At 47.1% G+C, this 24,234-nt stretch carries 20 protein-coding genes; 14 read left to right on the top strand and 6 right to left on the bottom strand.

The features are described from left to right. Positions 1–10 precede the first annotated feature (10 nt). On the top strand, positions 11–706 hold the full coding sequence (locus tag AC3RCI_RS20220) for a 5'-methylthioadenosine/adenosylhomocysteine nucleosidase (protein WP_492526122.1): 696 nt from the start codon (positions 11–13) through the stop codon (positions 704–706). Between the two features lie 142 nt (positions 707–848). On the opposite strand, the gene AC3RCI_RS20215 is transcribed toward AC3RCI_RS20220, so the two are convergent. Beyond that, a complete protein-coding gene (locus AC3RCI_RS20215; RefSeq protein WP_095359379.1) occupies positions 849–1,481 on the bottom strand; it encodes a GNAT family N-acetyltransferase in 633 nt (210 codons plus the stop codon). 271 nt (positions 1,482–1,752) lie between these two features. On the opposite strand from AC3RCI_RS20215, the gene acsA reads away from it, so the two are divergent. Next, entirely contained in the window at positions 1,753–3,477 is a 1,725-nt protein-coding gene (acsA, locus tag AC3RCI_RS20210) for an acetate--CoA ligase (protein ID WP_492526120.1), read from the top strand. Positions 3,478–3,635: 158 nt separating this feature from the next. On the opposite strand, the gene AC3RCI_RS20205 is transcribed toward acsA, so the two are convergent. Together AC3RCI_RS20205 and rpsD are read right to left on the bottom strand one after the other, a co-directional pair. Then, positions 3,636–6,749 (bottom strand): transglycosylase domain-containing protein, encoded by a 3,114-nt coding sequence (locus AC3RCI_RS20205; RefSeq protein ID WP_492526118.1) that lies wholly within the window; start codon positions 6,747–6,749, stop codon positions 3,636–3,638. Positions 6,750–6,970: 221 nt separating this feature from the next. Further along, positions 6,971–7,570, bottom strand: coding sequence for a 30S ribosomal protein S4 (rpsD, locus tag AC3RCI_RS20200; RefSeq protein WP_095290216.1), 600 nt, complete (start codon positions 7,568–7,570; stop codon positions 6,971–6,973). Between the two features lie 466 nt (positions 7,571–8,036). Between rpsD and AC3RCI_RS20195 the strand changes: the two genes are divergently transcribed. From AC3RCI_RS20195 to AC3RCI_RS20175, 5 genes are all read left to right on the top strand, one after another. Next, positions 8,037–10,019, top strand: coding sequence for a sensor domain-containing diguanylate cyclase (locus tag AC3RCI_RS20195; RefSeq protein WP_336780623.1), 1,983 nt, complete (start codon positions 8,037–8,039; stop codon positions 10,017–10,019). Between the two features lie 132 nt (positions 10,020–10,151). Beyond that, complete coding sequence (locus tag AC3RCI_RS20190) at positions 10,152–11,021, top strand: hypothetical protein (protein ID WP_336780624.1); 870 nt, start codon at positions 10,152–10,154, stop codon at positions 11,019–11,021. Positions 11,022–11,125: 104 nt separating this feature from the next. After that, a complete protein-coding gene (locus tag AC3RCI_RS20185; RefSeq protein ID WP_095359374.1) occupies positions 11,126–12,241 on the top strand; it encodes an aminopeptidase in 1,116 nt (371 codons plus the stop codon). Positions 12,242–12,337: 96 nt separating this feature from the next. Further along, positions 12,338–12,583 (top strand): HPr family phosphocarrier protein, encoded by a 246-nt coding sequence (locus AC3RCI_RS20180; RefSeq protein ID WP_095290222.1) that lies wholly within the window; start codon positions 12,338–12,340, stop codon positions 12,581–12,583. Positions 12,584–12,806: 223 nt separating this feature from the next. Beyond that, complete coding sequence (locus tag AC3RCI_RS20175; RefSeq protein WP_095290224.1) at positions 12,807–13,100, top strand: Fpa/YlaN family protein; 294 nt, start codon at positions 12,807–12,809, stop codon at positions 13,098–13,100. Positions 13,101–13,286: 186 nt separating this feature from the next. Here the strand turns inward: AC3RCI_RS20175 and cax are convergent, their stop codons facing one another. Next, entirely contained in the window at positions 13,287–14,357 is a 1,071-nt protein-coding gene (cax, locus tag AC3RCI_RS20170; protein WP_127537849.1) for a calcium/proton exchanger, read from the bottom strand. Between the two features lie 180 nt (positions 14,358–14,537). Here cax and AC3RCI_RS20165 point away from each other — a divergent pair, with 180 nt between their 5' ends. Beyond that, positions 14,538–14,900 carry an Asp23/Gls24 family envelope stress response protein gene (locus AC3RCI_RS20165; RefSeq protein ID WP_095290227.1) on the top strand — a complete coding sequence of 121 codons (363 nt, stop codon included), beginning with the start codon at positions 14,538–14,540 and terminating at the stop codon, positions 14,898–14,900. Positions 14,901–15,020: 120 nt separating this feature from the next. Here the strand turns inward: AC3RCI_RS20165 and ftsW are convergent, their stop codons facing one another. Both ftsW and AC3RCI_RS20155 read right to left on the bottom strand, forming a co-directional pair. Then, the gene (gene ftsW / locus AC3RCI_RS20160) at positions 15,021–16,313 is read right to left on the bottom strand and encodes a putative lipid II flippase FtsW (RefSeq protein ID WP_492526116.1); all 1,293 of its coding nucleotides are present in this window, start codon (positions 16,311–16,313) and stop codon (positions 15,021–15,023) included. Between the two features lie 13 nt (positions 16,314–16,326). Next, entirely contained in the window at positions 16,327–16,674 is a 348-nt protein-coding gene (locus AC3RCI_RS20155; protein ID WP_095359371.1) for a YugN family protein, read from the bottom strand. 209 nt (positions 16,675–16,883) lie between these two features. Between AC3RCI_RS20155 and AC3RCI_RS20150 the strand changes: the two genes are divergently transcribed. The 6 genes from AC3RCI_RS20150 to AC3RCI_RS20125 all read left to right on the top strand — a co-directional run bounded on the left by AC3RCI_RS20150 (position 16,884) and on the right by AC3RCI_RS20125 (position 24,232). Continuing rightward, a complete protein-coding gene (locus AC3RCI_RS20150; RefSeq protein ID WP_492526114.1) occupies positions 16,884–18,056 on the top strand; it encodes a M20 metallopeptidase family protein in 1,173 nt (390 codons plus the stop codon). A 179-nt stretch (positions 18,057–18,235) separates the two neighbouring features. Beyond that, on the top strand, positions 18,236–19,927 hold the full coding sequence (locus tag AC3RCI_RS20145) for a DNA repair helicase XPB (RefSeq protein ID WP_492526112.1): 1,692 nt from the start codon (positions 18,236–18,238) through the stop codon (positions 19,925–19,927). Positions 19,928–19,975: 48 nt separating this feature from the next. Then, positions 19,976–21,781, top strand: a complete 1,806-nt coding sequence (locus AC3RCI_RS20140) for a helicase-associated domain-containing protein (protein WP_492526110.1) — start codon at positions 19,976–19,978, stop codon at positions 21,779–21,781. Between the two features lie 126 nt (positions 21,782–21,907). After that, on the top strand, positions 21,908–22,348 hold the full coding sequence (locus AC3RCI_RS20135; protein ID WP_095290237.1) for a YlbF/YmcA family competence regulator: 441 nt from the start codon (positions 21,908–21,910) through the stop codon (positions 22,346–22,348). An 87-nt stretch (positions 22,349–22,435) separates the two neighbouring features. Then, a complete protein-coding gene (locus AC3RCI_RS20130) occupies positions 22,436–22,699 on the top strand; it encodes a YlbG family protein (RefSeq protein WP_095290540.1) in 264 nt (87 codons plus the stop codon). Positions 22,700–23,242: 543 nt separating this feature from the next. Then, positions 23,243–24,232 (top strand): ABC transporter permease, encoded by a 990-nt coding sequence (locus tag AC3RCI_RS20125; RefSeq protein ID WP_492526108.1) that lies wholly within the window; start codon positions 23,243–23,245, stop codon positions 24,230–24,232. Positions 24,233–24,234 lie beyond the last annotated feature (2 nt).

The following is a 24,234-nucleotide window of genomic DNA, read 5'->3' as shown; positions in this document are numbered from 1 at the left end:
GGTAGCAAGATTGAAGGAAACGATTGGGATCATTGGAGCTATGGATGAAGAAGTAGAACTTCTGCTGGCTGGCATGAAGCAGCTGGAGATGGTGAAGCAAACCGGCATTACATATGTGGCGGGTGAATGGCTGGGCAAGCAGATCGTGGTGTGTAAATCGGGTGTCGGCAAAGTGAACGCGGCGGTGACCACGCAAATTTTGATCGATCGTTTCCAAGTGGACCGGATTATATTTACGGGTGTTGCGGGCGCAGTCAACCCGGAACTGAACATTGGAGATATCGTAATCTCTTCCGTATGCGTTCAGCACGACATGGACGTTACTCCGCTCGGCTTCGAACGGGGAGTGATCCCGTATCAGGAAACCTCTGCATTCCCCGCGGAACCTGCTCTGATTGCATTAGCAGAGGAAGCCTGCAAGGCACAGGGAGCCAAGTATCTGATTGGTAAGGTATTGTCCGGAGATCAGTTTATTGCGAGCAAGGAGACCGTGAACATGCTGTATACCGAAATGAATGGAGCATGTGCGGAGATGGAGGGAGCTGCCGTCGCTCAGGTTAGCTTCATGAATCGGGTTCCTTTTGTTGTGCTGCGCGGCATGTCCGATAAAGCGGACGGGTCAGCTCATGTGAACTTTGCTGAATTTACCGTGCAATCTTCTCAGCGTTCTCATCGGATTGTCGAGCACATGCTTGAAAATATGTAATGTGGAGTCTCTTTCAGAAGCTGCCATATAGAAGTATGAGTCTATAAACGAAAACCGCCTTTCGTGGGCAGTTCCAGCTTGCCATCTGGAGCTGCCGAGAGAGGCGGTTTTTTTCAGATACACGTATATCTCAATAAAGGTATTAATACATGAAGCGATGACGAAACCGTACACGGTCGAATTGTTCCTCGGAGGACATGGGTACTTCACTGCCGATGCGCACCATGAGACAGTTGGCCGGATGAGAGCAAATCTCGGGATCGTCCGTGGCGTACCACGTCATGTCCACAGTCTGCATCAGTCGCTCCATCATTTTGCGATAATCCCAGACGGAAAGGCCGCTGCCCTTCAGATCCCAATGCCAGTAATATTCCGTGGTGAACACAATATATCTTTCCATCTGTCCATTTTCAAATGCGGTGAGCAGCATCTCGCGTCCGACCCCGAGTGAACGGTATTCGTCAGCCACTTCGATAGCTCCGAGCTCAATGAGATCCATCATGTTCCCTTCAGACCAGCGTTCACAATCATCCGCATAGTGAAATGTAACATATCCGATAATCGTCTCATTTTCACGTGCAATGATGATTCTTCCTTCAGGCAATGCTGCAATCTCGGCTAGCGCTTCCTGCTGCTCAGAAGGACGACGAAAGGCATCCAGATCGGGATGGAACGCAAGTTTGGTGATTGCCTCGGGAGGCACAGGGCCTTCTACCGTGACTCGGTGGCCGGACTTGAAGATGGAACGCATATGATACGCCTTGATATGCTCCATGGTTCATGCTCCTCTCTCCCCCTACTTATAGCAAAAAATCAAAAAATTGAAAACCCATAGACGATGATTGTGTAGATTTGCTATAATTGCGTAGACAAAAAACGTTCACAATTCAAGCAGATTTGAGTTCATTGGTTTGGCCAGACAGGTGCATGATGAGAATTTCTCTCTATTAATGTAAGCGCTAACTGGAAGTTCAGTCAACACAAAGGCAATGAGAAGTAACCCATTATGGGAAATCGAAATGTCGAGTTGAAGGAGGCTGGCAAGCATGAGTCAAGCACATGGTGAGATGCTGCAAACGGTTGTGTCTGAATCTAACCTGGGCGATTACACAGAGGCCCGAAGCCGGTTTGATTGGGAATCGGTGGAGAGGCACTTTACGTGGCACGCCAGCGGAAAAGTCAACATGGCGCATGAAGCGATTGATCGTCATGTACTGGAAGGAAGAGGCGGGAGAACGGCACTGTTATACAGTGATGCCTCGCGTGAAGAAGCGTATACTTTTGCGGATTTGAGCGAGCAATCAAACCGTTTTGGGAATGTCCTGCGCAAATATGGCATTGTCCGGGGAGACCGGGTGTTTATTTTTATGCCAAGAAGTCCTGAGTTGTATTTCAGCCTGCTTGGTGTGTTAAAAGCAGGAGCTATAGCCGGACCCCTGTTTGAGGCGTTTATGGAGACGGCAGTCAAAGACCGGCTGGAAGACAGCGGGGCCGTAGCTCTCGTCACGACGCCAGAACTGCTGGGACGCATTAAACGTGCGGAACTGACGGAACTGAAGCATATCTTTGTTGTGGGTGGAGGTGCCCAGACTGAAGAGGGTCTAATCGACTTTGACGCAGAGATGTCTGCAGCCTCGGATGATATGGAAGTGGAGTGGCTGAATCGTGAGGATGGGTTGCTTATTCACTATACATCGGGCTCTACGGGCAAGCCTAAGGGGGTCTATCACGTCCAAAATGCCATGATTCAGCATTACTATACAGGCAAGGTAGTTCTTGATTTACGGGAAAATGACGTGTACTGGTGTACGGCTGACCCTGGATGGGTAACAGGTACCTCTTACGGAATTTTTGCACCGTGGCTGAATGGAGTGACCAATGTCATTCGTGGTGGCCGGTTCAGCCCGCAAGATTGGTACAGCACCATTGAGAAAAATAAAGTCAGCGTCTGGTACAGTGCTCCGACCGCGTTCCGTATGCTGATGGGTGCAGGGGACGAGACTATTGCACAACATGATCTCAGCAGCTTGCGGCATGTAATGTCGGTTGGAGAACCGCTCAATCCGGAAGTGGTGCGTTGGGGATGGAAAGCCTATGGTCAGCGGATTCATGATACCTGGTGGATGACAGAGACCGGAGCACAGCTGATTTGTAACTATCCGGAGATGCCGATTAAGCCTGGTTCAATGGGGCGGCCGCTGCCTGGAATTGAAGCAGCCATTATCGATGACCGGGGACAGGAACTCCCTCCATACAGCATGGGGAACCTCGCTATACGTACACCTTGGCCATCCATGATGGCGAAGATTTGGAATAACCCGGCCAAATACGATGAGTATTTCAGGCTGTCTGGCTGGTATGTATCTGGGGATTCGGCGTATATGGACGAAGAAGGGTATTTCTGGTTCCAGGGCCGGATCGATGATGTAATCAATTCTTCCGGAGAACGTATTGGTCCATTTGAAGTGGAGAGCAAGCTCGTAGAGCATCCTGCCGTAGCAGAGGCCGGAGTTATCGGTAAGCCGGATGTGACGCGCGGGGAGATCATCAAGGCGTTTGTAGCGCTGCGTGAGGGCTATGAAGCGACTCCTGAGTTGAAGGAAGAAATCTATCGATTTGTAAAAGAAGGCTTGTCTGCTCATGCAGCTCCGCGAGAGATCGAGTTTAAGGATAAACTTCCCAAGACTCGTTCCGGTAAAATCATGCGACGTGTGCTGAAGGCTTGGGAGCTCGATTTGCCGACAGGTGATCTGTCCACCATTGAAGATTAATAACCGATGAAGATTAATTACTGAATACGCGGTGCCTGTATTTTTAAGAACTAGCCTGATTTGCGTAAGATGCAGATCAGGCTTTTTATTATATGAAGAAAAGCCCCCATCCTCTAATGAGAGGGTGGGGGCTTAAAAAAACGTGCGTTACGGCAATCTTACGGTTGATATGGGACAGCAACAGAGGGCTCGGATTCTCCTACACTGTTGATGGCAGATACTTTGAACCATCCGCTTGTAGAGGCTGGTACACCGTAATCCATTGAGGTACCCGAAGTTGTTCCAATCTTGGTGTAAGGGGCAGAGCCCGTTTCACTGTAATAGACGGCATAGCTCTGTACACCATCGCTCTCCGGATTGGAGGCCCATTGAATGCGCAATCCTTGGGTGAGAGCTGCTACGCTAACCTGTCCAGGGGTACCTGGAACGGTGGTTGTAGCGTTATTGTTTTCATTTTCTTCCGGCTCAACGATGGTTCCAGGAACATTGATCGGTTCTTTTACTTCCTCATCTGGGAGTGGATCTGAGACTCCTGCACTGCTAACCACAGCACTAGGAGCAGACTCTTTGCCGGCTACATCGACAGCAGTGACATAGAAAGTGAAATTCCCGCCCTGTGCGTATGCTGTAAATGATCTCGATTCACCTGTCAGGACAACTTGGCCCTGATTCTGGAAGCCGGCACCATTTACGGAGCGATACAACCGATATCCGACAACGTCATTTTCAGGCGTTGCGTTAAATGTAATTACAGCTTTGCCATTAGCAACGGATATCCTCACATTCCCTGGTGCATCTGGTGCCTTGCCATTGTCCGATCTCGGGTCGACTTGTGTTGGCATGTCTGCATCCGCATCTTCTGGCAGGTAATAGGCAAGGGATTCGTGACGGCTCATCCGTGAAAATGCATTTTGCAATTCCTTGATCAGATCGGAGATCGGTTTCTTCCGTTTAATAACCGTCTTCTCCTTCAGCATGTCGCCAGGTGTTTCATCACGAGGGATGTAGTTTACACCATTGTAGGTAATGTATTTTGCTTTGGAGACACCATCATCACTATCTTTGGGAATAAATTTGCTGTTGAAAATATCGGTTACAAATTTGTCAGTCAGTGATGTTGGCAGTTTGCCGCTATAAGCAGATACCGTACGTGTTTCAATGCCCGATGGTTTCTTGAATGAATCCGTCACGAACAGTTCCTTGTCGGTTGCAACGACTTCATTCATAATCTGAGACCAGAGCTGCTGGGCACGTTTACGCTGAGATTTGGTTTCAAGGGTGTTAACAGGCTGTTTGTATCCAACCCACACACCAAGCGTAACATCAGGCGTATAGCCTTCAAACCAGACATCCGCATAGTTTTGCGTTGAACCCGTTTTTCCTACGATAGGTGCACTTTTCGTATACTTATACGTTTCACGAACCTTATCCGCAGTACCTTCTGTAATTACGGTTCTTAGCATGTCTGTCATCAGGTACGCCGTCTGTTCGGAGAATGCCTGGACAGGTTCGGATTCATGTTTATAAACGATATTTCCTTTGGAGTCTACAATTTTGCTAATCATGTATGAGTCGTTATATACCCCATTGTTCGCAATAGCTCCGTAAGCATTCGTGAGTTCTTCCACGGTTACACCGTACTGGAGTCCCCCGAGAACACCCGTCTGAGCCTGATAATCTTGCTGCTGAATAGTCGTTATGCCAAGCTTCTTGGAGAATGCCCAGGCTTTTTCGATCCCGACGTCTTCATTGAAGAGTTTGAGTGCAGGAACGTTCAGGGAATAGTTCAGCGCTCTACGAGCGGTTACAAGTCCCTGATAACGATTGTTCGCATTCTTCGGAATATGGAACCCATTAGGGCCATCCTTAAGAATAATCGGTGAATCATCAATGATGGACGCTGGTTGTACCAGTCCTTCTTCCAGAGCAGGCAGATAGGCGGCAATAGGTTTCATCGTTGAACCAGGCTGACGGATCATCTGGGTCGCATAGTTCATCTGTTCATCCTGGAAACTGCGGCCTTCGATCATGCCTAGAATAGCCCCGGTTTTGTGATCAATCATGATAGCTGCAGTCTGTTCTTTTCCCTTTTTGGGATCGTCCGCAGCAAAATTGCTGTCATTCTCGGCAATGGTACGCATGGTTTTGTACACACTTTTGTTAATCGTTGTGTATATGCGATAGCCACCTGTACGCAATTGCTGCTGAGCTTCTTCGAGCAGAGCACTGCTTTCCTTTTGGGACCCATCCTCGGTAGAATCTGAACCCTCGGAAGTTCCTTCAGCTGCTGTGTCAGAATTCATTTGTTTCATCAAAATTTGTGCAGCCTGGCGTTCGGTTTCCATCATAAGATATGGATAAGTGTTGTAAGCCTTGACGGTCTTCGGTGCCAGCGAACTCTTAATATCAAAAGCAAGAGCTTCGTCATACTCGGTTTGATTGATTTTGCCAAGTTCAAGCATACGGCGTAATACCAGATGCTGGCGGTTGATTGCACGCTCAAAATTATCCTCTACAAAATCGCCTTTTCCGTTAAAGGCTGAGTAAGAGGAGGGGAGCTGAGGCAATCCGGCAAGATAGGCTGCCTGAGCCGTGTTTATTTTCTCCAGATCATTAATGTTGAACAGTCCTTTGGCGGCTGCCTTGATCCCATACACATTATATCCACTGGAGCCGTTACCAAAAGGAACTTTATTCAGATACGCGGTCATGATCTCGTTCTTGGTCAGGAATCGTTCAAGTCGCAAGGACAGCAGTATCTCCTTGACTTTGCGGTCTTCGGTACGATCCAGATTCAAGAACACACGCCGTGCCAATTGCTGAGTCAGCGTACTTCCGCCCGTTTGCACAGACTCTTTCAGCACCTTCTGCTTCACGGCTCGGAGCGTTCCGCTCATATCTACACCTTTATGTTCGTAAAAATGATTGTCTTCAATCGATATGACAGCATCAATAACTTTCTGTGGTATCTGGTCAAAGGTGACCGGACGCCTGTCTTCTTCCGTACGTAATTGACCGATCGGGCTACCGTCGGCAAAGTAAGCAAAGCCTGTGATGGAGTTTTCGCTGACTTTTTGTTCAATCAGGGCCCTGGAGCGGACGGGCTCGTCTTTTACAATGGAACTGACGTATCCCATCAGAGCACCGCCTACAAATAGTGCCCCCATAAAACCCAGGACAACCACCCATTTGACGACACTGCCCAGTCTGCGGGCGAAGCTGCGCTTGCGGGCAGGCTGTTCATCGGGCTTTTTCTTATTAACATCAACCATTCAGTGTCTTCCTCCTTTTAACAGCACTTATTATAGCATAAAAAGGCGGGTTTGCATGCCTGAGAAATACAAGCAATGGTCGAAAATTGCCATTATTTTATGGAATATGAAATTTTTCATGCCTACTAAATCCTATATGCAAAAATTTGCAGACAACAAAAAAGCGATCCGAGAAAATCTCGAATCGCTTTTTGTGTGATGCTTTACTGAAATTCCAACGATTAACGGTTGTAGAACTCGACGATTTGTTTTTCGTCGATATCTTGGGACAACTCGGAACGCTCAGGCAGACGGATGTATTTACCTTCTACAGCAGCGTCGTTGAATTCAAGGTATGCTGGAAGATGCGAACGGTTTTCCAAAGCTTCCTTAACGGAAGAAAGACCGCGGCTTCTTTCACGCAGGCCGATTACATCGCCAGTGCTTACTTGGTAAGAAGCGATATCGACTTTTTTACCGTTTACTGTTACGTGACCGTGGGATACCAACTGACGTGCTCCTGCACGGGAGTTAGCAAATCCAAGACGGTAAACGAGGTTGTCAAGGCGGCACTCAAGCAAGAACATGAAGTTTTCACCCGCGATACCTTGCATTTTTTGCGCTCTAGCAAACAGAGTGCGGAATTGTTTTTCGCCCAAACCGTACATGTGGCGAAGTTTTTGTTTTTCTTGCAACTGCATACCGTAGTTGCTCATTTTTCTGCGTTGGTTAGCTCCGTGCTGACCTGGAGGGAAAGGACGTTTCAATTCTTTGCCTGTTCCGCTCAGGGAAATGCCGAGGCGACGGCTCAATTTAAATTTAGGACCAGTGTAACGTGCCATGTTTATAGTAGCTCCTTTTTAGTTAAAGTTCATATAGGGCTCTGTTTGCGCTCCAATTTGTTGATGCGGGCAAGGCCACACATACGTCAATCAGGAAAGTTCAGCCGCTGTCCTGAAAGCAACAAAAAGAATGAGGGTGACACAACCGGTAATGCCCAAATTTAAAGACCCATTAGTAGTCTTCATCAACAATTTATATTACAGTTTAAAAGAGACAAAGTCAAGGGTAGGAGAAAGGCAAAAAAACGTCTAAATTTGTCGATAGGTCATTAGGCCCAAAAAAATGGGACGATTTTCTGAAATATGGATGCAAAAAAGCAATAAAGAGAGTAAAATAGAATGTATCTTAACTTTAAATGATCATGTACATTAAGGTTATCGTAAGGTTTTTGCAGGTTTGCGATAACGTCTGCAGATTAATGCATCCCTTTAGAGGTTGCAAAAACGGTGCAAAGGAGCGCCTGACATGTTAGAACATCTAGGAAGTTTACCAGCCAGCATGCATTCGCCAAGTTCGGGCGATTCCGCATCTTCTGCAGCTCAGCGTAATGAGCATGCGTTCTGGATGCAGCAAATGGATATCACACCTTTTGATTTCTCATATTTGAAAAACTTGCTGCAGCAAGCCTATACGGATTGGCTGACTCAGCATGATTCGAACTGGAGCGCATCATCTGCGATTTACAGCGTGTGGAATACAGAAGGTACTTGTGTAGCAACGACCGCCGATGAGTCTATGGACAGGCCTGAATCAGTTCAGACGGTAATGATGTGCCTTGAAACCGGACGGGCGGAATCATTGCGGGGTTCAGATGAATACGGGGATTTCCTATACATTGCCGAGCCTCTGTTTTCCAGAATCAACAAGGATATGTTCGCCGTGTTTACAGCTTTCATTTACGAGCCTCATCGTTATGAAACATCAGAAGAGATTGTTCGATCTGAGGCAGCGCATTATCGTACTTGCTTTTACCGAAGATTTGAATACATATTTATGGCAGATCTGCTAAAAGCTCATGAGCAAACGGCGCGTGAAGAGCACCGGAGGTCCATTCTTTTTCAGATCGTGCAGCGGATGCATGACAAAATGGACGTGGATGCCATATTGGACGAGGTATTTGACAGTATTGATTATTTGTATCCGACCACACACATGAATCTGTACATGTCCCAAGATCGCAACAGTTCCAATCCGAGAATCAGACCTTTGCTTGTCCATGAACATGGGGAAGATATTTGTCTCCGTTCATTTAAAGATGGACAAACGATAGTCATTCGCTCCGATCAGGGGGAGAATCGTATTGTGGAGGTCGGACTTCCGCTGAAAGGGAAGCAGGGTATCTATGGTGTGTTTCATATCGAGATGAATGACGAGCTCATGGAAGAGCCGGACTTGCAGCTTATCACCATGATGGCTGATATGGCAGGAACTGCTTTTGAGAATGCCAAATTGCATGAGCAATCGAACATGTTGATTCAGGAACTTCGTCTAATCAATGATTTGACACAACGTCTAAATAGAAGTCTGCAGTTGAAAGAGATTTATAAAATGGCCGAGTTGGAGTTAAAGGATATTTTTCAAGCTGAATCCTGTTGTATTCTTCAATTGAATGACACCACGAATCGTTTCGAAGTGATGTCATCCAATATTGGGGAAATGCGTCATAAATCCTTTTCGCTGGATTACGGTATCGCTGGTCTGCTGTATCAGACAGAAGAACCGCTCATTTTGTCCAATTATGCACAGTACACCAAAGTGTCTTCCGTGTTTATGGAGATTACCAGCTCCATGTCACTGATGGCTTCACCGATTCGAGTCAACGGTCAAGTGAAGGGAACCATTTTGCTGGGTCATCCCAAACAGCAGTATTTTTCATACGATAATTATCGTCTGCTGCAAATGCTGTCCATTCACGTAGGACTGGCTCTCTCCAATGCAACGCTGCATGCGGAGGTTCGCCGTTTGGCCAACCTTGATATGTTAACTGGACTGTACGTCAGACATTATCTCGATAGTGTCATTCACGAAAAGCAGGCCCATGAATTCTGTGGTTCATTAATTGTGGTTGATATTGATCAGTTCAAACAGGTGAACGACACATTTGGCCATCAAACCGGGGACCAGGTGTTGAAGCAGGTTAGTGATATTGTTAAATCCTCCGTTCGTTCCGATGATATCTGTGCCCGGTGGGGTGGCGAAGAGCTTGCCATTTACGTGCCGCAGCTGGGGATCCGCCAGGCACTCGAGTATGCAGAGGTCATACGCTCCCGAGTGGCGGAAGAGACTAGGCCACCCGTGACCGTATCCAGTGGTATAGCCGAGTGGAACTGGATGGATGACAAGGTCAGTGTAGAATCATTATTCTACCGGGCAGACATGGCGCTCTACGAGGCGAAACATAACGGACGCAACCGGATCGTGCTGGAAGAACAGGAAGTTACACGCTAAGAGAGAACAATTCCATGGATTGGAGTCGTTCTCTCTTTTTTCTTTTGCAGCAAAGTTTGCGTTGATGTGAAGTATAAGGGTATACAGGAGGGGCAGGCTATGGAGAACCTTGGACGGAAGGATGGATTTTAGATGATTACAAGGCAGGGTATGCGTACATTAATGCTGCTTTTGAGTGTTGTTATCCTTTCTGCACCGGGCTGTGGGCTGATACATCGTGAACGCACTCCAGAAGAGGTGTTTTCCATGGCCTTATCCGGAATTGCAGGTAAGGAGAAGCTGGATTTTGTAGGGGAAGCAGGGTTAAGACGAGAGAGCAGCGGACTTTTTGAAAATCAGTTCAAATTTGAAGGAAAGCTGGAAAATCATGATCAGCTAACGCTGCAGACACGACTCCCAGGAGCAGTCACTGCAGCAGGGTCGAGTAAGGTAAACGGTATGCATGCCGCTTCTGCAAATCTGATTACCCAACCAAGCGGATTCAGCGCCTCTTTTCAACGAAAAAAGGGACAATGGGAGGCATTGACCGCAGAGCAAGAACCACTCCGTGGATCGCTGTCCCGTTTCAACCCCATCGCCCAACTGGAGAATATTGACCGGATGAACAAAACGATAAAATCCGAATACGGTTCTGGTCGAAGAACAAGGATCCTGCGGATTGAACTGGCACCTGAAGATGCCAAAGCCTGGGCCACAACCCAGTTGAACGACGAGATGAACGCGATTAAGGCAGAATATATGCACAAGGCGAGTAATATCAAAGGGGCGAGCAAGGCGAAGCTTGAGAAGGAATTGAGCCAGGTTTGGCTGCAGGGTGAAGCCAGTATGGAGCAAATGATGAAACAGGCTAAAGTACAAACGGTATATCATCTGACTGTGGATCGGAAGACCAGTTTGCCGCTGCGGCTCTCTTCGGAAAGCCAGGTGACGTACCAAGATGCAAGCAACAAAAGCACCAAAGAAGCTCTGGTCATGGATGTTAATTTTAAAACATATGATTAGACGTGGGGTCTGCCTGCTGACGGGATTGCAGTAGCGTGCTACAATAGTATCGTAATTTACCGTTGTTCAATTTTTGAATGGCAGATGACAGGAGGATTTACGAGATGAAGGACCCACGAATTCAGAAACTTGCAGCTAACCTGGTTGGCTACTCTGTAGATGTACAGCCTGGCGAGAACGTGCTGGTTGAGATGATTGGATCGGAACGTGATCTGATCAACGCTATTATTGAAGAAGTAGGCAAAAAAGGCGGCAATGTTTTTGTGCAGCTGACCGACAAGACGGTACAACGTGCGATGTTGAAAAATGCTACAGAAGAGATGATGAAAACCTGGGCAGAGATTGACCTGAACCGCATGAAACAAATGGATTGTTACATTGGTATCCGCGCAGGCGAAAATGTGAACGACCTGTCCGACGTGCCGGAAGAAAAAATGAAAATGTATAACTCCCTGTATTCCCATCCGGTACATAGCGAGCAGCGAGTTAAACATACGAAATGGGTTGTGCTTCGTTACCCGAATGCCAGCATGGCGCAGCTTGCGAATACCAGCACGGAAGCATTCGAAGATTTCTATTTCGATGTGTGCAACCTGGATTATGCCAAAATGGACAAAGCACAGGATTCCCTGGCTAACCTGATGAACCGTACGGACAAAGTTCGTATTACAGGACCAGGAACAGATCTAAGCTTCTCCATTAAAGATATCGGTGCAGTGAAATGCTCTGGTCAAAAAAATATTCCTGATGGCGAAGTTTACAGTGCGCCTGTGCGTGATTCTGTAAACGGAACAATCAGTTATAATGCAGCAACCCTGTACAACGGGGTAACATTTGAAAACATCAAGTTCACCTTCAAGGATGGCAAGATCGTTGAAGCGACAAGTAACGATACTGAACGTTTGAATGAGATTCTGAATTCCGATGACGGTGCACGTCATATTGGTGAGTTCGCGATTGGCTTCAACCCGCATATTCTGCATCCAATGAAGGATATTCTGTTTGACGAGAAAATTGCAGGCAGTCTGCACTTTACTCCTGGGCAGGCATATGAAGAAACGGACAACGGAAATCGTTCCTCCATTCACTGGGATCTTGTGCTCATCCAGCGCCCAGACTACGGCGGCGGCGAAATTTATTTTGACGATGTGCTGATTCGTAAAGACGGCATCTTTGTAATTCCAGAGCTGGAATGCCTGAATCCAGACCAATTGAAGTAACTGCGGGATTTTGCTGTTGCTAGGAAAGCGGATTCACGGTATCATGTAGTGGTAATTAATAGATGATACCAAATGTGAAAAGACGGAGGGATTCCTATGTCGAGTAATAACGCGGCTGTAGTGGAAATTGCTCAAACAGCAGGCAAGTTTACTTCTTCAATCGTGCTTCATTCGGAGAACAAGTATATTGATGTGAAAAGTATTCTCGGTTTGTTTACCACGCTGATCAGCACACACAGCTATGAACTTCATGTTCATGGACCAGATGCAGACGAAGCAAAAGCAGCCATGTCAGAAGTATTTGCCAAACATGGCCTGAATGTAAGCATCGCATCCGAGTAATCATTCCAGGAAGCATCTCCGCCTGTCTTGGCGGGGGTGCTTTTTCGTATACACAAATGAACAGGTTCTTTGGGTCCGTTGCCGAGGAGTTAAAATACGTGCTGTCCAAGCCTTCGTTTTGAGTGGTTATTTTGGTCAGGTTCTTGTATTAGCTCCTGATTTCGTCTAATATTAGAGGTAGAACGTCTTTACGCGATTTTTGGGACATAGGGGGGAAAAATGCATGACTTCATCTGATCTGCAGGACCAGCTGAACATGAAAGCGATCAGTCTTCTTCAAGAAGATGCAGATAAAATACAGAAGCTTATTGAAGTACAGATGGAGAATCTGGCTACCCGCTACTGCCCTCTCTATGAGGAAGTATTGGATACACAGATGTATGGGTTCTCCAAGGAAGTCGATTTTGCTGTTCGTGCAGGGCTTCTTCCTGAAGGTGCTGGTAAGCAGCTGGTAAGCGCGCTTGAGCGGAATCTGGCAATTCTATATGAAGCTTTGAACAAAAAGAATGAGCAATAGCCTGCAATCGTGTGGGTCAGAATAGAAGGCATGCAGGAGTTTTGCATGCTTTTTTTGTATGTTTTAACGTGGTGAAAATATTGAGTGCGCAGCGTAAGCGACCATAAACAAAAGCAGTCTGGAAACGGGTTTCCGGACTGCTTTTGTTATTCGTTATATATGTCTGAATTGATGTTGCTTCTAACGTTACACCAGGAAGAAGGATACACCCAGAATGATGTACACAACCAGCAGGAGCAACCCCTCATACCAGTTCGTTGAACCATCCTGGGTAATCGACTTGGCGATAAATACGGATACTCCAATGGCAAGAAGCTCAATCGTTGTGAAGACGATATCCATGGTTCTGCCTGTAAAGTAACTCACAAAAATCAGCACAGGTGCAACAAAAAGTGCGATTTGCAAGCTGCTTCCGACCGCAATCTCTACAGCGGCACCGATCTTGTTTTTCATGGCAAGCATAATGGCTGCACTGTGTTCGGCCGCATTACCGATAATCGCAACCAAAAATGCACCAACGAACAGTTCGCTCAGACCAAACTCTTCGGTAAATACCTCGAGAGTACCCACGAGCCATTCACTGACAAAGGCTACCATAACTGTGGCGATAACCAGGTATAGAATCGATTTTTTCTTGGACCACGCCGGCGCATGTTCATGCGGTAATTCTTCGTCTTCATCGACAGTGACATCTGCGAGATAGTTCTTGTGTGTTATCATCGAGAATAAGAGCCAAGCGATATAGGCAATAATCAACAGCCCTGCGACAATCAGGCTAAGCGTATCTGTGTCCTTTTGAGTAATCGAATGGGTGTTGAGAAAAACAGCTGGAATGAACAGGGCAATGATCGCCACAATCATCAGGGAGCCGTTTAGTCCCGCAAGGGAGACGTTGTAATTTTGAATTTTGAACTTGAGTCCTCCGGCAAAGATGCTAAGCCCCAGCACCAGCAGCAGGTTTCCGATAATGGAACCGGTGAGGCTGGCTTTTACCATGTCAAATAGTCCTTCTTTGACCAGAAAAATGGCGATGATCAATTCGGCAGCGTTACCGAACGTTGCATTCAAGAATCCGCCAAGTCGCTGTCCCGCATAATGCGCAACATTTTCGGTGGCTTTCCCTAAAAAACCGGCCACAAAAATAACCGAAATGGCTGAAATCACAAACTGCAGGATCGGATTCCAATGCAGATAGTGGGCGATGGCGCTGAGGGCAAAGAAGACAATCAGCAAAATGGATGAAATCCGGTTTCTCACAACAAACACCTCGGTTAAAATTATTTTGTTTTAAATGACAATGAAAGCCTTATGAGATTATTTTCATATTTCAATATAACCAAATGGTGGTAGGTTGTAAACGCATGTTTTCGAGTTTAATTTGCTTTTTGGGGTGGAAAGGATTTAAAATACGAGTAACGAAGTGAAGGAGGATGTGGCATGGCAGAACAACTTCAACTAGAAGGCGGTAACATCCGGATTGCCGATGACGTGGTGGCGAAAATTGCCGGAATGGCTGCGATGGAGACACCCGGGATTGCCGCAATGTCTGGAGGATTGTCAGAGGGCTGGGCCAAACGTCTCAGCGGTAAAAACGTACAGAAAGGCGTAGGCGTTGAGGTCGGCCAACTGGAAGCAGCCATTGATCTGCGCATCATCGTCCTGTATGAGACACCGATTCATGAAGTATCCCGTATGCTTCAGCAGAATGTGAGAGAAGCGGTAGAGACCATGACCGGATTGCGCGTTGTCGAAGTGAACGTGAAGGTAGAAGGCGTATCCTTCAAAGGCGACGACCTGTAAGGTATTAACCTCCAATTTAACTGGAGCAGATGAACGTTGATGTTCTCTGAGCTCCAGTTAACCCAAAAAAGACTTCACATCCCGAGGATGCGAAGTCTTTTTTTTATTCTGGTACACCTGTTAACGAATACGACGAATGGATTTGGAATCCCGTGAACGAAGAGCGGGAGAAGTACGTGTTTGCGTTTGTACCGTTACGGACTTGGTTCTCTCTTCCTTAATGACATCCTGGTTGTTCGTACGCGAAATACTGAGCAGAATACCCATGGCCACCATCATCACAAAGAGTGAGGTACCTCCATAACTGATAAACGGAAGGGTAACCCCCGTCACCGGTATGGTCTGGGTCACGCCTCCGATATTGATGAACGCCTGAATGGCGATCAATCCCATGATTCCGATACCCACAAGCGTTCCGAACGGATCAGGACAGCGCAACGAGACGATAATGCCTCGCCAGATAAAGTACAGATAAACCAAAAGGAATAGCGTACTCCCCAGGAAACCAAGCTCTTCCCCAATAACAGAGAAAATGAAGTCATTATACGCGTTTGGCAGATAATGAAGCTTCATCGTACCTTGTCCAATACCCGAACCGGTCATGCCGCCGTCACCGATGGCCACAAGGGAGCGAAAAAGGTTGAGACTACCACCACTAGTGTCCGATAACGGATCAAGGAATGCCTGAATACGCCCGATCTTGTAATTCTGCTCGGCAGAGGCCGCAGTACTGTCCACAGCGTCTGAAGGAGACATGGAGGAGAAGAGGGCATTCGCACCGAGTGCGAGTGCCCCTCCCAGTACAACGAGCAGGATCGAACCCATAATATGCTTCATGCTTGCTCCGCCTGCATAGATGACGAGACCACAGGTGGATACCAGAATGAAGCAGGTACCGAAGTCCGGCTGCAGCATAATCAATCCTGCAATGAACCCGACAATGACTAGGACCGGAATATAACCTGTCTTGAGGTCCCTGAAGCGTTCGCCTTTTTTGGTGATCAGTGCAGAAAGGTATAGGATTATGGCAATTTTGGCGAACTCCGCAGGCTGAAGGCTAAAGCCAAAGATGCGGATCCAGCTTCGTGCACCGTTCAACATGGCGCCTGTAACTAGTACGAGCACCAGCAATACCGTGGTGAACAGGAAAAAAGGTGCATAAAGCTTCTTGTATTTATTAAAACGAATGTTCATGGCAAAGAACATACCAACTAAACCGATAACCGCCCACATAAGTTGTTTTTTCGTGAAGTATAGGGGATCATTGTTAAAGCTACTGTTTGCAATTGCAATGCTGGAACTGGAGCTGAATACCATCAGCAGTCCAAAGCCCACTAACAATAAAGTGAGGATTAGCAGTTGGAAATCTGGCGTGCCTCTCTTCGTTTTCGTTTGGGCCGATTGTTGTTTCATGGTTTGGCCCAGCCTATGCTTCCAGCAGTTCTTTGAGCTGCTGCAATTTTTGGGCTGCCAGCTTCACGACTGGCTGCGGAACGGTAGAGTCATAATCGAGACCGTGCGGAAAGGTTGCTTTGCCAAGATAAACAGCCTCGACAGAGAGCACGGTATCCGGTTTTTCAAGTTTGCCATCTACTACACGGGTGTTAATACGTACAAAGTATTCTGAGTTGGTGTTGTCATCTTCAATTTTGTAGTCATATGTAGCACGGTAATACTCCCATTGCCACCGGACAAATCCGACTTTCTCGGCGCTCTCATCCAGGTATGCCAAGTCGCTTTTCAAGCCATCCAAGCCTGTATTCTCAAAAATCATAAGCGTCTGATCCTCCTCATAGCTTCCGAGTATAATTCTCGTGCATTTCTCTAGTTCATGATAGTATGTTTCCCCTTCCCGTGCAAGCTTTCCCAAGGCGTTTCGTATCGGTTTTCTTCCAATTCTGCTACAATATACAGCAATAGGTTTGAAGAGGATGGTTCGGACTTGATGAAAGTTCCGTTCAAGATCGAAAGGATGGGGAGAAAATGACAAATAATATATGGTGGGACGATCTGCAAATCCATATGGTGGAATGGCGGCGTCATCTTCATCGCAATCCCGAGGTTTCCTTTCATGAGGAAAAGACATCTTCTTTTGTAGCGGATATGCTGGAGAGCTTTGGCGTTGAAGTGAAACGTCATGTAGGTGGTCATGGTGTGATTGGTACGATTCGGGGGGACAAGCCCGGTCCAGTCGTCATGCTTCGGGCTGATATGGATGCACTGCCCATCCAGGATGAGAAGGACGTAGAGTATGCCTCACAGAAGGCAGGAGCAATGCATGCCTGCGGTCATGACGGTCATGTTTCCATTTTACTTGGAACGGCATTGTATTTCAGCAAGCACAAGGCTGATATCCAAGGCGAGATTCGCTTTTTGTTCCAGCCTGCGGAAGAACTGCTTCCTGGAGGGGCTGTGAAAGTCATTGCGGATGGTGCGCTTGAAGGCGTGGATGTCATCTATGGCATCCATCTGTGGACGCCTCTTCCGGTCGGAGTGGCAGCCAGCAAGGAAGGACCACTGATGGCGGCTGCTGACGACTTTTACATTGAGATCAAAGGAAAGGGCGGACATGGTGGCATGCCGCAGTCAACCGTGGACAGTCTGGTTGCAGGCTCTGCACTTGTCATGCAGCTGCAGACGGTGGTCAGCCGCTCCGTGGATCCGCTGCGACCTGCGGTGCTGACGATTGGTACAATGCAGGCAGGATCTGCCCAGAATGTCATAGCCGAGTCCTGCAAAATGAGTGGCACAGTCCGAACGTTTGATGAAGAAACGAGAGCCGAAATGAAGGAACGTGTACATCGCATCGTTTCCCAAACAGGTGGTGCATATGGGGCACAGACGGAAGTGAACTACATCATGGGTTATCCGCCTGTAGTCAATGATAAGCAAGAAACAGACCGCTTCTTCCGCAAAGCCGTTCAGGTGTTCGGAGATGAACAAGTGCACACGTCTCCGATGCTGATGCCAGCAGAAGATTTCGCTTATTATTTGCAGCAGGTTCCAGGCTGCTTCATGTTTGTCGGGGCAGGGAATCCGGACAAAGACGCCATTTATCCGCATCATCATCCAAAGTTTGATTTTGATGAAGATGCCATGCAGCATGCGGTTAAGCTCTTTATTGCCATGGCTACCGATTATATGGGTGGCAAATAGAATGTTTTGGGTATAGTTGGGCATCCTACTCATAGAAGTAGGGTGCTCTTTTTTTTGCAAATTTACCGGGTAGGTGTCGGCTGTAAAGGTTCATTTCTGGGTGTGCCGGAACTGAACTTTTTGTCATGAGCATCTATTTTGGAGCACAACGTAATCGGTACCGGATCGGAGGAGTAGACATGGAGAAGACGGATGCCTGTATTGTTCAACGGGATTTTACGATTTTGCTGGAAGTGGGTCATCCGGGATTCGAGCAGGCACGGACACGACTAAGCGTATTTGCCGAACTTGTAAAGACGCCGGAGGGATTCCATACCTATCGCATGACATCATTATCTCTGTGGAATGCTGCAGCACTCGGTTGGAGTGCGGAACAAGTCGTTAGCAGTCTCGAGTCCGTTTCTCGCTGGAATGTACCCGCAGCACTTGTGCAGGATATTCGGAGAATCGTAGAACAATACGGAAAATTGAAGCTGCATTGGGAGCAGGGTCACCAGCACCTGCGTCTGGTTGGAGACAGTGAACAACTGCTGGATGAATTAAGCGGGCTCAAAACCATTGCGGCCTTTCGGATGGAGCGTGTTGCCCGGGATGAGCTTGTCGTTCGCGGAGAACAGCGGGGCTTGCTCAAGCAAGAATTGACGCGTCTGGGCTACCCTGTACTAGATTATGCAGGCTATCGCCCAGGAACACGTCTTCCGTTTGGTTGGAAAAATGAAAAGAATACACATCATGAAACCGATATCGATCAGAAAGCCTTTGAACTACGTTCTTATCAGAAAGAAGCTGTAGACGCATTTGAGGGAAGTGAGGGCATGGGAGGGAGCGGGCTGCTCGTGCTGCCTTGTGGAGCTGGAAAAACAGTCATTGGCATGGCAGTACTTGAACGTCTTCAATGTGAATGCCTCATCCTGACCTCCAATACGACCTCTGTGCGGCAGTGGATTCAGGAATTACAGGATAAAACTACCCTTACTTCGGATCAAATCGGGGAGTACTCCGGTCAGAAAAAACAGGTTCGGCCTGTCACGGTGGCAACGTATCAGATTCTTACACATCGAAAATCCAAAGATTCCGATTTTACTCACATTAAATTGCTGAGTGAGCGGGAATGGGGACTCATCATTTATGATGAGGTGCATTTGTTACCTGCTCCTGTCTTCCGGGCAACTGCGGATATTCAAGCTACGCGAAGGCTGGGATTGACGGCAACCTTGGTGAGGGAAGATGGATGTGAACAGGATGTATTCTCCCTCATTGGTCCTAAACTCTATGATATGCCATGGAAAGACCTCGAGCGGCAAGGGTGGATTGCCAATGTGCAGTGTCAGGAGATACGTGTTCCTTTTTCAACAGATCTGAAAACGACCTATCTGGAGGCAGAAGGAAAACATCAGTTTCGTCTTGCAGCGGAAAATCCTGCTAAGCTACAAGTGATCAGACGATTACTACGTCAACATGATGGTTTGCCTGCACTTGTGATCGGTCAGTATCTGGACCAGCTCGAAACCATTGCCCGGGAAATTGACGCTCCGCTGATCTCGGGTACGATGTCACAGCACGAAAGGGTAAAGTGGTTCGAATCCTTTCGGCGGGGCGAAATTAAAACCATTGTCGTTTCCAAGGTGGCGAATTTTGCTGTCGATCTTCCTGACGCTGCTGTTGCACTTGAGATATCGGGAAGTTATGGCTCCAGGCAGGAAGAGGCTCAGCGACTGGGCAGGATTTTAAGGCCTAAGCCTGGTGACAATAGAGCATATTTCTATGCGCTGGTATCAGAGGATAGCAAGGAACAGGAGTTTGCATTGCGCCGTCAGATGTTTTTGGTCGAGCAGGGATATGAATACTCCATAATACATGAACATACTTAAGTCATCATTAATCGTTAGTGTGGGAAAAGGAAAGGCGGGAGCATTGTAATGCATGGACATGAAGCAGTGGATATCGATGAAATAATGGAACTGTCAGCAACAGAACATTCGGTACTTGGTGCTCTTTTTCACAAACATGCGTGTCAACCCTTTTCAGTAATGATGACCACCACTGAGTCTGCGGAAGAAGGATTGAGCGGGGCGGAAGCCAGGTTAGGTTTTATGCGCCTAAGACAAAAAGGGTGGATCGAAGCGGTTCGCAAAACTTGGGGAGAGAACCTATACTACATTCCGCTGCGTTATATCCCTGCATTAACCGTAGCCTACGCAAATAGAGTCGGAAAACATCCATTTTTAATACATGAACAGGATCAGAAGGAATCTAAAACCCAGATGGTCAATGGTAGTCAAATTCACGTTATTCGTGAAGCAAGGCCTGATATCGCTGCCGAAATCATTCATCTATTGGCCTGGATCGCAAGAGAAGGGCTTACATTGACGAATAAAGGTACGATTCACAAGAGAATGCTGCAGCGGTTGAGCGCTTTGACTCATTTATGCCCTGATGACTTTGCCGGATTGAATTTAAACTACGAACATCCGGATATCTACCCTGTTCATGTTGCTATTATGCTGGACATGCTGCTTGCTCTGGGGCTTCTCCACAAGGATCAGGAGAAAATAAGGGTACATGATGAGACTCTGGGTCACTGGTTAGAGCAGCCGTGGTCGTTCATGCATCGCGAGATATTCAAGGTGTGCATGGAGCGATATGGTGTAACCAGACCTGCAGAACAACATTTTCGCTATCGCCTGGTCTTGCTTGGTAAAGGACAGGAGACCTGGTTCAATATTTCAGATCTGATTCCGCATTTCAAGGGCAGTGGAAGTGATACCGGGCTTCCTGAATATGTTCAGAGCTGGCTAAACGCACTGGCTGGATGGGGGTACGGAGAGAGTGGTGAAAATGCATCGGGTGATTTGTTTTTTCGCTGGTTGGTTGAGCCTGAGAAGCTGTTGCCCTTGAAAGTACAGCAGGAACTGGACAGCGATAAGAATGTTTTCTTTGTACAGCCTGATTTCGAAATTATGGTCCCGGCAGAGGTAGTTCCTCAGGTCCGCTGGAAAATAGAGAATTGTGCCGAACTGCTGAGCTGTGATCGCATGAGCATCTATCGTGTGACCAAAGAACAAATTGTAAATGCGTCACATCGCGGATTTACGTCTGACAAGGTGGTGGGATTTCTGCGCCGTTATGCTGCCACGGGAGTCCCTGAGCATGTGTATCACGCGATTCAACAGTGGGGGAATGAGTGGGAGCGATTGAACGCGCAGCACAGGGGAAATGCAGAGGAAATACAAAGTATACATTCGACTGATTTCATATGCAGCGAGGGGTCTGGGGAGGATAAGAGTACTGAGACTCACACGCATGAGCCAAGAGTTGGGCTTAGCGGTCTACGAGAAAGCTTTTATGAGCATGGCAGGGAAGGCCTGATTCAAAATGAACCGGATAGGGCATCTTCATATACACACGGACAGCCGATAGCAGAGCAGTCGGTTGATTTACCCGCATTCGGCTCCATTCCCGACATGTGGCATAACGATTGGCGGCGATATCATATGTCCACGACACGTCAGATTACGGCAAAAGCGATAGAATGGCAGACCAAGCTGGGACTGAGAAACGAACAATCCGAGGTATACATTATTCCGGATCAAATTCAGGGACAGGACGATTGGACGCTGACAGGCTGGATTGTACCTGGGGCAGACGAGAGGGCAATAGAGCGGTGCACCATTTCTCCCATGGATTGGGACAAGATCAGATTAATCGTTCCGGAACAGATCTGAAGCAGGAAGAGCTTATGTTCCCCTATTTTCTATTTGCAGGAAAAACTCTTCTTAACTACCGGGGGATATGCTATGATAAAGTAGTCTACCTTACGTAGAACTTTATATATAGATAGGATGAATTTCATGAGCGTAGCGGAATTGAACACGGTCGATATGGCCCAAGTGTTGACGGGCGCATATGAACTGGGCGACATGATTAACCAATCTGCCGAAGTATCGGATTATTTATATTGGAAGCAGCAAGTTGAGAGCAATCCGGAGGTTCAAGCGGGAATACGCAAGCTGGAAGCCAAAAAGGAACTGTTTGAAGAAACACAGCGTTTTGGGCACTTCCACCCGGATTATCATGCTGCAAAAGACCAGGTGAAGGCTCTGGAACAGGAGCTGGAACAAATTGAGGCAGTAGCTCGCTTTAAGCAGGCGGAGAGAGCGCTCGATGAAATGCTGCACCAGATGTCCGAGACCATTGCTTATGCAGTCTCTACCACAATCAAGGTTCCGAGCAATGACCCGAACCCCAAAGGTGGCGGCTGTGGAAGTGGCGGCAAGTGCAGCTGCGGTTAACTGAATTCCGAATGAATTAAAATCCATATAGACCGGACCTTCTCCTCGAAGCGTCCGGTCTCCATTATAAGAAGGGCGGGGGAAATGATGTTTGCGGAAAGGACAGGATTTATTATTTGGGTTAGTGATCTAAAAGCAGCCCGCAATCTCGAAAAGTATGGTACCGTTCATTACATTTCCCGCCGTATGCATTATGTCGTCATGTATGTTAATGCAGAGCGGGCTGAAGATACGATGAAAAATGTGAAGCGGCTGTCCTATGTGCGCAAGATTGAAAGATCTTACCGTAACGAAATCAAGACAGAGTATGCCAGTAAAACGATGGACAAAACAAGTTTTTACGGGATTTAAAATATACAGTCTTCAAAGTGATTTGGTGGAACTGAACATAAGCGCGGAATAATAAAACATATTTGATCAAGGTCGCCTTCATGGCGACCTTTTCTTTTGGGATCATACTTCGATCCACCTGCAAGAACGTGGTACATATGAACAGTAGGTAAATACCGACCATGAAGAAATCATAGAAGTACTAAGCGAAGGCAGGAATATGTCATCAAATTGTTAATTAAAATAACATTAAAAGAGTGAATTCACCGAAAATAAGTAAACGTGATGTAAAATAAATCGTGTACACACGAAAATTTCAATTGGTAATTTTCCACTTTTGCAATTGTAATCGCTTTCTTTTGGTCGAAAACAACACATTTATGAATTGTTAAACTGGAGGAGAAATGTTAAAAAACCTTGTTGTATCAATGTTTATTGGACCTGACAAAATGACATATTTACGAAAAAATACCTGATCCCCTATTGTTAAACTACAGCTGCGCCAACAAAACTAACATGCAACATGAATGCTCCAACGTTTTTCCTGCAGCGTATGACCCAAACATGAGAAGCGACAGAAGGAGGCGATCCTGTGTGCAGGAAGTAAAAACGGCCAATCGGCAGCAGACATTATACAAGCCGAACATCAGTAGAAAGCGATGGCAAAAGGTCTGGAGAAACTGGCAACTGTATTTGTTTATTGCACCCGCATTTCTGTATTTTCTCATCTTTCATTACGGACCCATGTACGGCATCCAGATTGCGTTCAAAAATTACAATCCGGTACGCGGAGTATTTGGGAGTCCTTGGGTAGGTTTTGATCATTTTGTAAGATTCTTTGAATCCTATTATTTCTGGGATTTGATGTGGAACACACTGGCGATCAGTTTGTATGAGCTGGCTGTCGGGTTTCCGATTCCGATTATTCTGGCTCTGGCGTTTAATGAACTGAAGCATAAACGTTTCAAAAAGCTGGTCCAAACCGTCACTTATGCACCTCATTTTATCTCAGTTGTCGTGATGGTTGGGATGGTGATTGCTTTCCTCTCTCCATCAACCGGAATCCTGATCCGTTTCGTGGAATGGATGGGAATAGATGCACCCGCATTTCTGACAAGCCCTGCATGGTTTAAGACGGTATACGTTCTCTCCGGCGTATGGCAAAGTGCGGGCTGGGGAACGATCATTTACCTCGCTGCGTTGTCTGGAGTGGATCCTGGCCTGCATGAAGCAGCAATTATAGACGGGGCAAACCGACTGCAGCGGATCCGGCACATTAACATTCCCGTGCTGGTACCAACCATGACGATCCTGCTCATTCTGAACATGGGGAGTCTGCTGGGGGTCGGGTTTGAGAAGATCCTTCTGATGCAGAACCCGCTGAACATGGAATCTTCCGATGTCATATCCACTTTCGTATACCGTTCAGGTCTTGAAAATGCCCAGTACAGCTTCTCTACCGCTGTCGGCTTGTTTAACTCTGTAATTAATGCGTTTTTGCTCGTTACCGTCAACCAAATCGTACGCAAGACGAGCGAGAACAGTCTGTGGTAAAG

This window comes from Paenibacillus sp. MT124 (genome assembly GCF_058792755.1).
The sequence above is the reverse complement of the archived record's forward strand: the minus strand, read 5'-3'. Positions and strand labels throughout refer to the sequence as shown.

Excerpts from the sequence above, each read along its gene's own strand:
- AC3RCI_RS20195 (WP_336780623.1), top strand. The coding sequence starts at position 8,037 with ATGTTAGAACATCTAGGAAGTTTACCAGCCAGCATGCATTCGCCAAGT.
- AC3RCI_RS20125 (WP_492526108.1), top strand. The coding sequence starts at position 23,243 with ATGAGAAGCGACAGAAGGAGGCGATCCTGTGTGCAGGAAGTAAAAACG.
- AC3RCI_RS20155 (WP_095359371.1), bottom strand. The coding sequence starts at position 16,674 with ATGATTTTTGAGAATACAGGCTTGGATGGCTTGAAAAGCGACTTGGCA.
- rpsD (WP_095290216.1), bottom strand. The coding sequence starts at position 7,570 with ATGGCACGTTACACTGGTCCTAAATTTAAATTGAGCCGTCGCCTCGGC.
- AC3RCI_RS20215 (WP_095359379.1), bottom strand. The coding sequence starts at position 1,481 with ATGGAGCATATCAAGGCGTATCATATGCGTTCCATCTTCAAGTCCGGC.
- ftsW (WP_492526116.1), bottom strand. The coding sequence starts at position 16,313 with ATGAAACAACAATCGGCCCAAACGAAAACGAAGAGAGGCACGCCAGAT.
- AC3RCI_RS20180 (WP_095290222.1), top strand. The coding sequence starts at position 12,338 with ATGTCGAGTAATAACGCGGCTGTAGTGGAAATTGCTCAAACAGCAGGC.
- AC3RCI_RS20140 (WP_492526110.1), top strand. The coding sequence starts at position 19,976 with ATGCATGGACATGAAGCAGTGGATATCGATGAAATAATGGAACTGTCA.
- AC3RCI_RS20150 (WP_492526114.1), top strand. The coding sequence starts at position 16,884 with ATGACAAATAATATATGGTGGGACGATCTGCAAATCCATATGGTGGAA.
- AC3RCI_RS20135 (WP_095290237.1), top strand. The coding sequence starts at position 21,908 with ATGAGCGTAGCGGAATTGAACACGGTCGATATGGCCCAAGTGTTGACG.
- AC3RCI_RS20130 (WP_095290540.1), top strand. The coding sequence starts at position 22,436 with ATGTTTGCGGAAAGGACAGGATTTATTATTTGGGTTAGTGATCTAAAA.
- AC3RCI_RS20185 (WP_095359374.1), top strand. The coding sequence starts at position 11,126 with ATGAAGGACCCACGAATTCAGAAACTTGCAGCTAACCTGGTTGGCTAC.
- AC3RCI_RS20145 (WP_492526112.1), top strand. The coding sequence starts at position 18,236 with ATGGAGAAGACGGATGCCTGTATTGTTCAACGGGATTTTACGATTTTG.
- AC3RCI_RS20175 (WP_095290224.1), top strand. The coding sequence starts at position 12,807 with ATGACTTCATCTGATCTGCAGGACCAGCTGAACATGAAAGCGATCAGT.
- acsA (WP_492526120.1), top strand. The coding sequence starts at position 1,753 with ATGAGTCAAGCACATGGTGAGATGCTGCAAACGGTTGTGTCTGAATCT.
- AC3RCI_RS20165 (WP_095290227.1), top strand. The coding sequence starts at position 14,538 with ATGGCAGAACAACTTCAACTAGAAGGCGGTAACATCCGGATTGCCGAT.
- AC3RCI_RS20190 (WP_336780624.1), top strand. The coding sequence starts at position 10,152 with ATGATTACAAGGCAGGGTATGCGTACATTAATGCTGCTTTTGAGTGTT.
- AC3RCI_RS20205 (WP_492526118.1), bottom strand. The coding sequence starts at position 6,749 with ATGGTTGATGTTAATAAGAAAAAGCCCGATGAACAGCCTGCCCGCAAG.